The following is a 9,511-nucleotide window of genomic DNA, read 5'->3' as shown; positions in this document are numbered from 1 at the left end:
GCTAGGGCGTCGAGGTTTCGGACGTGAACTTTCACGCAGGCATCGCCCGCGCAAGTAGGCTTGTCCCCGGCATCCCAACCGTCTTTCCTGAGGAGCACACGCATGGGCGCACACGACGCCGTCATCGAGATCCCGCGCGGCAGCCGCGTGAAGTACGAGGTCGACCACGAGACCGGGCGAGTGCACCTCGACCGCGTGCTCTACACGACCTTCGGATACCCGGCCGACTACGGCTACTTCGACAACACGCTCGGCGAGGACGGCGACCCGCTCGACGTGCTCGTGCTCCTCGACCACGCCATCTACCCCGGCGTCGTCGTCGAGGTCCGCCCGGTCGCGGTGCTGAAGATGAGCGATGAGGCCGGCGGCGACGACAAGCTCGTCGCCGTCCTGTCGAAGGACCCGCGCTGGGCGCACATCCAGGACATCGGCGACATCGCCGACTACACGAAGAAGGAGATCGAGCACTTCTTCGAGCACTACAAGGACCTCGAGCCGAACAAGTGGGTCAAGGTCGACGAGTGGGGCGACGCCGCCGAGGCGCAGCGCATCCTCGACGAGGCGATCGTCCGCTTCGGCGAGGGCGATCACTGACACATCGCGGCGGGCCGCTGAGCCCGTCGACGCGAAGACCCCCGGTTCCGCTCAGCGGCCGGGGGTCTTCTCGATGTCGGTGGTCTTGAACGCCGGCAGAGCGGATGCTCAGACGGAGACCCCTCGGTCCCCGAGGAACGCGATCGGGTTCGTGTACGCGCCGTTGATGTAGACCTCGAAGTGCAGGTGGCAGCCCGCGGATGCGCCGGTGTTGCCCGCGTAGGCGATGACCTGACCGGCCTCGACCCACTGGCCGTTGCGCACGGCGAAGCCGCCGTCCCTGATGTGCGCGTACCCGGTGGCGACTCCGTCGCCGTGCTGGATGCGGAGGTAGTTGCCGTATCCGCGGCCGTAGAACCGGGCATCCACCGTGCCGGAGTGGGCGGCGTAGATCGCCGCGCCGCAGCCGTTTGCGAGGTCGACGCCGTAGTGGAACGTGGAGCAGCCCGTGCAAGGGGCGGGGCGGGAGCCGTAGCCGGAGCTGCGGTAGCCGCCGTGCGGGCGGACCCAGCCGCTGCTGCTCGGGGCTCCGCCGCCGCCACCGCTGCCGGCGTTCGCCGCAGCCTCGGCGGCCGCGATCGCCGCGAGTCGCTGGCGCTCCTTCTCGCGCTCCTCGACGCCCTGCTTGTAGCTCGCCAGGGTGGATGCCGTGGCGTTCTTCAGCGCGTCGAGCTGCGCCTGCATGGTGGCGAGGTTCGCGGACTGCTCGTCGAGAGCCGCCTGCGCGGCATCCGCAGCGGCCTGCGCCGCGATCATCTTCTGCTCGGCGATCTGCTGCAGACGGTCGCGCTCATTGCGCGCGACGACGGCCTGATCGCTGAGCGACTGGGCGCTGTCGCGCGCTGCGACCGCGTTGTCGTAGACGGTCTGGTTGTACTGGTAGAGCTTGTCCATCGAGCCGAGGCGCGAGAGCAGCTCGTCGGCGTTGGCGGCCGAGCCGGCGAAGAACAGCTCGAGAGCGGTGTCGTCCCCGCCGTTCCGGTACAACTGCGCGGCCACCTGGCCCGCCTTGCGGATCGACTCGTCGGCAACGACCGTCTGCGCGTCGGCCTGCGACTGGAGCTGCTCGGCCTCGGCGATCGCGGCGAAGTACTCCTGCTGCGCGTCGTAGAACTCGTCTCCGGCGACCCGCGCGGCCTCCTGCGTCTGGGCGACCTTCTGCGTCAGCGACTGGATGAGTCCCTGGATGCGGGTGACCTCAGCGGCCTTGGCCGCCTCGTTGCTCATCGCGTTCTGCACGTCGTCCCAACTCGGGTACGACGCGGCGTAGGCGGCGGTGACGCCGGATGCGACGCCGAACGCGCTCAGTGCTGCGACGCCGAGGACCCCGAGGCTGATGGCGCTGCGCCTCGAGACGGTGCGATCCTTCCAGAAAGCGCGGCTCTCCTTCGGCGTGGGCGCACAGCCGCAATCGTCGGATGCCGCAGCCGCAGCATCCGCAATGGATCGCTCGTCGTTCACGCGGCCCCTTTCGCCGGTTTCACAGATGCCACAATAACAACAACTTTCACATCTGCAACAGGTCTGCGACGGATGCTCGGGCACACTGGACAGGAACCATCGTCCTCTTGAACACGCCCGGGAGGAAGAGGGCGCGCCCTCGATTCGCGATTTGCCTCAGACATCCCTTATGCTTGAGCGTCGGCAAGGAAGTCCCCCGGGACTGACTCGGCCCCATCGTTTAGCGGCCTAGGACGCCGCCCTTTCACGGCGGTAGCACGGGTTCGAATCCCGTTGGGGTCACTCTTACCGATACAATTGAAAACAAGTATGGCCCTGTAGCGCAGTTGGTTAGCGTGCCGCCCTGTCACGGCGGAGGTCGCGGGTTCAAGTCCCGTCAGGGTCGCTCTAAGCGACGGGCCTTCTTTCGAGAAGGCCCTTTCGTCTAGATGCGACAGATTCACCGGTCGCACGGCTCTGTAGCTCAGTTGGTAGAGCGCACGACTGAAAATCGTGAGGTCACGGGATCGACGCCCGTCGGAGCCACAGGGTGATCATTACAATCACCTTAGAAACCCTCGCCTAGCTTCTACATGGCGGGGGTTTTGCTTTGCCCTGGTGAGGCGCGGTTCCCGCCTTCGATCGACCGATTCGCCGCGCGAGCGGCGCGCCGAGAGAAGGCGCGGTAACCCGAGCTGTGAGAACCTTCTCTTTCAAGGGCGACCGAACGGCCGCCCGCTGGAGTAGGTAGCGTCGCTACGGGACGCACCCCCGGCTAACTCATTCACCCGAGAATCGACGCACCAATGAGTGATGATGCCCCGGCCCCGCGCCGCATCGAGCTGACGCTCGTCAAGCCGTGGTTCGCGCTGTACTCGGGAATCAAGCCCACGCTCGTCATCGCCGGCCGCGGCCAGCCGACGCAATGGGGTCTCGGCACCTGGCAGATTCCCTCCGATCACACCGTGACGATCGGGGTGTTCCTCTTCAATCGACTTTGGCGCTTCGGCCATGCCGAGTTCGCGCTGGAGCCCGATCACGCGCCGGCCCTCGTATATGGCGCACCGTTGCTGCCCTTCCGTCGCGGGCGGATCCGACTGGACTCCGATAGCCATTGATCTCGCCTGGGTCCCCCAGGTTCATCAGGATGAACTCCCCTCGACCTGAGTTGATCACCCAGACAGTCGTCGTCGATGCCGCCGCGATCGGCAGCGCAATGGCAGCAGCGATCACCGGAATGGACCACGCTCCAGCGGTCAAAGCGGTTCGGCGCGAGACTTCGTCGTCACGCGCGCCACCTCGATACGCTCATCTCATGCTCGACACGCTCACCGGATTCGCCGTGGTGGCTCTGGCGATCGCGCTGGGCTGGGTCATCGGCCGGATCGATCTCCTCGGTCCTCACGCGCGTCACGTACTCGGGCGACTGATCTTCTTCGTCCTCTCGCCGTTCCTGCTCTTCGTCGTGCTCGCGCACGCCGACGCGAAGCTGCTGTTCTCGGCTCTCCTCCCCGTCTCGGCGATCGCTGCGGTCGCCGTCATCGCGGTGTACGCGCTCATCGCCAAGTACGTCTGGAAGCGTCCGGTCGGTATGGCGGTGATCGGTGCCCTCTCCTCCGGGCAGGTGAACTCCAACAACATCGGCATCCCGCTGTCCCTGTACCTGCTCGGCAGCGCCGCCTACCCTGCCCCCGTGATCCTGATGCAGCTGCTGGTCTTCACGCCGATCTCCCTGACGATCCTCGATGCGGTCACGAGCGACCAGGTCTCGCTGCGACGCACGCTCACGCGCACCGCGACCAACCCGATCATCATCGGCTCCCTCCTCGGCACCATCGTCTCGGTCTTCGGCCTCTCCGTTCCCGAGATCGTGATGGCCCCGGCACAGCTGATCGCGGATGCCGCGGTGCCGGTGCTCCTGATCAGCTACGGCATCTCGCTGCACGGACAGCGCGTGCTGGGCACCAGCGGCCACCGCCGCGATGTGGTGCTCGCGTCCGGCCTGAAGCTCATCGCGATGCCGCTCATCGCCTGGGCGGTCGCCGAGTTCGTATTCGGGCTGTCGGATGCCGAGGTGCTGATCGTCGTCGTCCTCGCGGCGCTCCCGACGGCGCAGAACGTCTTCAACTACTCCCAGCGCTACGACGTCGGCGAGGCGATCTCCCGCGACACGGTCTTCCTCACCACGATCGGATGCCTGCCGGTGCTGGTGCTCATCATGGCGCTGCTCGGCTGACCCGTAGGTTGGTTCCGTGGACAATCCCGTGCTCCTCTTCTCGGTGATCGCCGTCGTGATCGTCGCCGCGATGCTGCTGCCGCGCTGGATCCGGCGGTGGTCGAGAGCTGCCGGCGAACGCTCGGAGCAGAGGTCGGGGGCATCCCGGCGGACGAGGATCCTCGCCGACCTCGGCACGACCGTCGTGATCCGCGCGTCCGAGTCCGCGGCCCGCGAGGTCGTCGACGAGGTCGTCCGCCGGCATCCTCGGCAGTTCACCGCGCTCGCCGACGGCAGCTACGGCATCCGCTTCGTCGAGGCCGACGACGGCGTCGCACGTCTGGTCGCCGACCCTGGCGGCACACGACTGCAGGCCGAGCGGGTGCGCGAGTACCTCGGGATGCCGAAGACCTCGGACTTCTGGAACGACTTCCGCGCGCACGTGGCGTCGGAAGCAGCCGGCAGGGGGATCTCCGTCGCCGATGGCCCCCGTCTGCTGTACGTCCGCGGCGAGCCGGAGAAGGACGGCGCCGCCACCTGGAGAGCACAGGCCTGACCCCGCGCGCAACGGCCTCACAACTCCCAGCATGCGGAGCTAGGCTGGGATGCACGCCACCGCACGAACCAGCCCATGAACCAGCCTTCACCGCGGTGGCGCTCCCCTTCTTCGGCCTGTGCGTCCCCAGCGCTCGGCGCCGCGGCCCTGCCAGAAAGGCTGACCATGAGTGAATCCCCCGTCGGTGACGCACGCACGCCCGACTTCTTCGACAAGCTGATCGAGGAGTCCCCCCGCGAGCCGTCCACGTTCACCGCCTCGTTCCGCGGGTATGACAAGGGCGAGGTCGACTCCGCGCTGAGCACGCTGCGCAACCAGTTGCAGCAGGCGAAGGCCGACCTCGCCGACGCGGAGGCCCGCCACGAGGATGCGCTCGAGACCGCCCTGGAGGCGACCCGCGCCGAGGAGCGCTCGGTCCGCGAGTCCCTGGAGTCCGAGCTCACGGCGGCGAAGGCGAAGGTCGCGGAGGCCGAGCAGCAGGTCTCGACCCTCACCAACGAGCTCGTCGACCTCCCCCGCCCCGAGGGCAAGGAGGCTCCGTCTCGCGAGCAGTTCGAGGCGATCCTCCGGGTCGCCGAGGAGCAGGCGAACGTGCTCATCCAGAACGCCGCAGTGCAGGCCGACCGCCTCATGGCAGCCGCTCGCGAAGAGGTCACCTCGCAGCGCGCCGAGGCCGAGGCGGATGCCGCCCGCGTCATCGCGCACGCCCAGCACGACGCCGACCAGATCCGCCTGAAGATCGACACCGAGTACACGGCCCACGAGGCGCGGCTCGAGCGCGAGGCGACGCACGCCGCGGAGAAGGTGCACCAGGCCACGCAGGAGGCCACCGCGATCCGCACCGAATCCGAGAAGGGCGCGGCCGCGCTCCGCTCGCTCGTCACTCGCGAGACCGCGCAGCTGCGGGCGGATGCCGAGCGCGACGTCCGCGAGATGAACGCCCGGGTGCTCGAGTTCGAAGAGACCCTCACCCGCCGTCAGGACGACGCGCAGCAGGAGTTCCTGGTGCTGCACAACCAGGCCGTCGCGCACGCCGAGCGCATCACTGCCGACGCGAACGAGCAGGTCGCGGCGTCCCTGGAGCACGCGCAGCGGATCTCCGCCAAGGCCGACGACTACGAGCGTCTGATGCGCTCGCAGGCGCAGACCATCGAGGCCGACGCGCAGCTGCGCTCCCGCGACACGCTCGACCGTGCACGCGTGAAGGCCCAGAAGATCGTCGACTCGGTCACCGGCCACACCTCGTCGGTCCTGCGCGACGCCGAGGACCACGCCCGCAAGCTCCGCTGGCAGCAGCAGCAGCTGGCGAGCTTCATGGCGGAGGTCCGCGAGCTGATCCGCCCCGACGGCATCTTCAGCGACGAGGCTCCCGCGGCCGCAGTCGCCGCCGCTGCGGACGCCCCGACGGATGCCGCCACGACGGATGACGACGAGGACGCCATCGAGACGATCGACGCCGAGATCGTCGAGGCCGATGCCGGCGTCGTCGATTCCGTGCCGTCCGACGAGTTCCTCGGCGACGAGGTGCTCGACGACGAGCTGCTGGATGACGACGCCCCGATCATCGACGGCAAGATCACGATCGATGTGGTCGAGGCCGAGGAGCCCGCTTCGCGCTGAGCAACCTGAACCCGATCGGGGCGTGGGCGGACTTCCGCCCACGCCCCGATCCGTTTCGGATCACCCGAGGCGCGTCCCGCACACGCAGAAGGCCCCATCCGATCAGCGGATGGAGCCTTCTGCGCTGTGCGAGCGTCGAGCGTTACGCGCGACCGAACTGCGCGGAGGCAGGGCAGTCGAACGGGTCGGCACCCGCGGCCAGGCCGACGCGGTTCAGGTACTCGATGACGATGGCGTAGGAGCGGCCGAGGCTGGTCTCCGTGTACGGCACGTCGTTCGATGCGCAGTAGTCGCGGACGATCTCGCGCGCCTTCGACAGGTGCGGGCGGGGCATGTTCGGGAACAGGTGGTGCTCGACCTGGTAGTTGAGACCGCCCATGAGCGCCGTCGCCCACCAGCCGCCACGGATGTTGCGCGAGGTGCGGACCTGCTTCGAGAAGAAGTCGAGTCGTGCGTTGGGGTCGATGATCGGCATGCCCTTGTGGTTCGGCGCGAAGGAGGCCCCCATGTAGACGCCGAAGACCGCGAGCTGCACGCCCATGAAGGCGAACGCCATGCCGAGCGGCAGCATCAGGAACACCGGCACCAGGATGATCGCGAAGCGCAGCGCGATGATTCCGAGCTCGATCCAGCGGCCCTTCACGTTCTTCTTCGTGAGGAGGTGCTTCAGCCCGATGTAGTGCAGGTTCAGGCCCTCGAGGGTGAGGAGCGGGAAGAACAGCCATCCCTGCTTGCGGGTGATCAGGCGGATCAGGCCTCGCGACTTCGCGGCATCCGTCTCGAGGAACGAGATCGTGTCGACCTCGATGTCCGGGTCCTTGCCGACCTGGTTCGGGTTGCCGTGGTGCTTGGTGTGCTTCGAGTCCCACCACGAGTAGCTCATGCCGATGCTGCCGGCGAGGATGCGTGCGAGCCTGAAGTTCGCGGGCCCCGAGGTCAGGATCTGCCGGTGCGCGGCCTCGTGCGAGAGGAAGGCGATCTGGGTGAAGATGATGCCGAGGGCACCGGCGATGAGCAGTTGGAACCAGCTGTCGCCCAGGAGGATGAAACCGGTCACGGCTCCGCCGAGCGCCAGGACGATACCCGAGGCGACGGCGATGTAGAACCAGGTCGCGCGCTGAAGAAGGCCGGTCTCGCGGACGACCTGCGACACCTTCTTGTACGCCTGCGCCATCGGCGGGAAGTCTGCGTTGCCGGAGTACGTCTGGCGCACCGGACCGAGGATTGCTGCGGTCTTTTCGACCTGGGTGATGGAGATGATGCTCTCCTGTCGATCGGAGCCCTTGAGCTGTGAAAGCCAAGGGCGGACGCCGTTCGCTTTACCTCAGGGTAGCCCTGCCCGTATGCGCCTGAGGGAATACGCGACGACCTCTCAGCCGATGCCCGGGAGTGGGTCAGGCGCGGGCCCGCCGCGGCCTCCGCGGGAACACACGGGGCAGGCGCAGGATGCGAGGCCGCCGGGCCTCGTGCAGTCCCTCGAGGGCGCGGAAGGCGTCGTCGAGGATCTCGAAGGCGCCGAGCTCGTTGCCCTGGTGGTCGCGGACGAGGTGGAGGGTGCCGTCGAACTCGACGAAACCGGCGAACTCGCCGCCGCGCGTCGCGACATGCACATCGGCGTCGGCCTGTTTCCAGGTCAACGGGTCGGATGGGGGAAAAGTGGTGGTGTTCATGGTGATGCTCATTGCTCTGTGGCGGGCGCACGTCGGCGCGCCTCGCGATTTCTGAAGATCGGGGCGGATGCCGCGCGCGTCGATGTGCGTGGTCCGGAATGGCCCTGATCAGTGGCTACGTGGCGGCCTAGAGGGGCAGAACACTCACGTTGCGTCACTCAGTCTAGCAGAATCGCTCCTGGTCAGATCGAGTGCGGCTTTCCGCCGCCGAGCCGATGGGGCTGTGGCGGACGGATGACGAGCACGACGACGATGACCACCAGGATCGCGGTCGTCAGCAGGACCGACTGCGGCAGCAGGGCTCCGAGCAGTACGAGGGCGGCGCCGATCGGGATGACGGCGTTCACCACGCCGTCGGCGTTGTCGCGGATCGCGATCAGCCAGATGCCGATCAGGAACACCGCGACGGGGACGGCGATCGTGAGCGCCGCCTCGAGGCCCGCCACGTGGCTCTCGTGGGTCAGGATGTCGATCTGCACCTCGATGCCGGCCGACATCGCCGCCGCGGCCGCGAACACGAAGTAGTGCGTGTAGCCGTACCTCAGCGAGCGGGCGAAGCTCGTGATCGCCCGGTGGTGCGGCGGCCAGAAGTAGATCCACCAGAGCGCCGCGGTCATCAGTAGCGTGAGCACGGAGATCAGGATCAGCGGAGCCAGCGCCTCGACCTTCTGGAGCGCGTCGATGATCGCGTTCGCCGAGGCCAGCAGGCTCTCGCCGAGAACGATGAGGGTGAAGAGTCCGTAGCGCTCGGTGATGTGCTGCGGATGCCACGGCGTCTGGTGCCGATACTCGGCGAAGACCGGGACCAGGATCTCGATGAGCGCGAACAGCGCGAAGGCGCCGATCCGCAGCTCGGCCGGGATGAAGAGGAACAGGAACCACAGCACCTGCACGGCCGCGATGCCGAGGGCGTATCGGATCGTGGCCGAGCGCAGCGCACCGCCGCAGCCGGAGGCCCGCAGCCACTGGCAGATCATCGCCACGCGCATCACCACGTATCCGATGACCGGCACGGTGAAGTCGCCCTCGCCGAAGGCGGCCGGCACTCCGGCAGCGAGGATCAGCACGCCGCCCATCTGGACGATGGTGAGGACACGATAGAGCCAGTCGTCCGTGTCGAACGACGTCGCGAACCAGGTGAAGTTCATCCACGCCCACCAGATGGCGAAGAAGAGCATCGCGTAGGAGGTGATGCCGTGCACGAAGTCGCCGTGGCTGAGTGCGTGATGCAGCTGCACCGACGCCGTGCTCACCGCCACGACGAAGACGAGGTCGAAGAACAGCTCGAGCGTGCTGGCGGGGCGATGAGCCTGCCCCGGATCCCGCGGCAGCATCCTGACGAGGCGGGAGCGCGTCCTGGTGGTGTCGGTCACCGCATCAGAATAGACCGCCGGTGCGTACGCCTTCCGCAGCCGT

General features: G+C 67.6%; 9 protein-coding genes and 3 tRNA genes. 8 read left to right on the top strand and 4 right to left on the bottom strand.

What is annotated here, in order from left to right; translation table 11 throughout:
- Positions 1 to 102: 102 nt before the first annotated feature.
- Positions 103 to 594, top strand: coding sequence for an inorganic diphosphatase (locus IPV10_RS12915; protein WP_207484473.1), 492 nt, complete (start codon positions 103 to 105; stop codon positions 592 to 594).
- Positions 595 to 702: 108 nt separating this feature from the next.
- Here the strand turns inward: IPV10_RS12915 and IPV10_RS12910 are convergent, their stop codons facing one another.
- A complete protein-coding gene (locus tag IPV10_RS12910) occupies positions 703 to 2,055 on the bottom strand; it encodes a M23 family metallopeptidase (protein WP_207484471.1) in 1,353 nt (450 codons plus the stop codon).
- Between the two features lie 209 nt (positions 2,056 to 2,264).
- On the opposite strand from IPV10_RS12910, the gene IPV10_RS12905 reads away from it, so the two are divergent.
- The 7 genes from IPV10_RS12905 (at position 2,265) to IPV10_RS12875 (ending at position 6,425) form a co-directional block, all read left to right on the top strand.
- A tRNA-Glu gene (locus tag IPV10_RS12905) sits at positions 2,265 to 2,337 on the top strand.
- Between the two features lie 29 nt (positions 2,338 to 2,366).
- Positions 2,367 to 2,440 (top strand) — tRNA-Asp (locus IPV10_RS12900).
- A 67-nt stretch (positions 2,441 to 2,507) separates the two neighbouring features.
- Positions 2,508 to 2,580 (top strand) — tRNA-Phe (locus IPV10_RS12895).
- Positions 2,581 to 2,840: 260 nt separating this feature from the next.
- On the top strand, positions 2,841 to 3,152 hold the full coding sequence (locus IPV10_RS12890; RefSeq protein ID WP_207484469.1) for a hypothetical protein: 312 nt from the start codon (positions 2,841 to 2,843) through the stop codon (positions 3,150 to 3,152).
- A gap of 197 nt (positions 3,153 to 3,349) precedes the next feature.
- Positions 3,350 to 4,270 carry an AEC family transporter gene (locus tag IPV10_RS12885; protein WP_207484467.1) on the top strand — a complete coding sequence of 307 codons (921 nt, stop codon included), beginning with the start codon at positions 3,350 to 3,352 and terminating at the stop codon, positions 4,268 to 4,270.
- Between the two features lie 16 nt (positions 4,271 to 4,286).
- Entirely contained in the window at positions 4,287 to 4,805 is a 519-nt protein-coding gene (locus tag IPV10_RS12880; RefSeq protein ID WP_207484465.1) for a hypothetical protein, read from the top strand.
- Positions 4,806 to 4,970: 165 nt separating this feature from the next.
- The gene (locus IPV10_RS12875) at positions 4,971 to 6,425 is read left to right on the top strand and encodes a cell division initiation protein (RefSeq protein WP_207484463.1); all 1,455 of its coding nucleotides are present in this window, start codon (positions 4,971 to 4,973) and stop codon (positions 6,423 to 6,425) included.
- A gap of 142 nt (positions 6,426 to 6,567) precedes the next feature.
- Here the strand turns inward: IPV10_RS12875 and IPV10_RS12870 are convergent, their stop codons facing one another.
- From IPV10_RS12870 to IPV10_RS12860, 3 genes are all read right to left on the bottom strand, one after another.
- Positions 6,568 to 7,686, bottom strand: a complete 1,119-nt coding sequence (locus IPV10_RS12870; RefSeq protein WP_307861129.1) for an acyl-CoA desaturase — start codon at positions 7,684 to 7,686, stop codon at positions 6,568 to 6,570.
- Positions 7,687 to 7,819: 133 nt separating this feature from the next.
- Positions 7,820 to 8,095, bottom strand: coding sequence for a hypothetical protein (locus IPV10_RS12865; RefSeq protein ID WP_207484461.1), 276 nt, complete (start codon positions 8,093 to 8,095; stop codon positions 7,820 to 7,822).
- 182 nt (positions 8,096 to 8,277) lie between these two features.
- The gene (locus tag IPV10_RS12860) at positions 8,278 to 9,468 is read right to left on the bottom strand and encodes a low temperature requirement protein A (protein ID WP_307861128.1); all 1,191 of its coding nucleotides are present in this window, start codon (positions 9,466 to 9,468) and stop codon (positions 8,278 to 8,280) included.
- Positions 9,469 to 9,511 lie beyond the last annotated feature (43 nt).

Origin of the sequence: Microbacterium sp. SD291, assembly GCF_017355365.1 — a bacterium.
GTDB lineage: Bacteria > Actinomycetota > Actinomycetes > Actinomycetales > Microbacteriaceae > Microbacterium.
This window is presented reverse-complemented; position numbering and strand designations above follow the sequence as displayed.

Bases quoted from the DNA above. Each gene is read 5' to 3' on its own strand.
- IPV10_RS12915 (WP_207484473.1), top strand. From the start codon at position 103: ATGGGCGCACACGACGCCGTCATCGAGATCCCGCGCGGCAGCCGCGTG.
- IPV10_RS12890 (WP_207484469.1), top strand. From the start codon at position 2,841: ATGAGTGATGATGCCCCGGCCCCGCGCCGCATCGAGCTGACGCTCGTC.
- IPV10_RS12885 (WP_207484467.1), top strand. From the start codon at position 3,350: ATGCTCGACACGCTCACCGGATTCGCCGTGGTGGCTCTGGCGATCGCG.
- IPV10_RS12875 (WP_207484463.1), top strand. From the start codon at position 4,971: ATGAGTGAATCCCCCGTCGGTGACGCACGCACGCCCGACTTCTTCGAC.
- IPV10_RS12865 (WP_207484461.1), bottom strand. From the start codon at position 8,095: ATGAACACCACCACTTTTCCCCCATCCGACCCGTTGACCTGGAAACAG.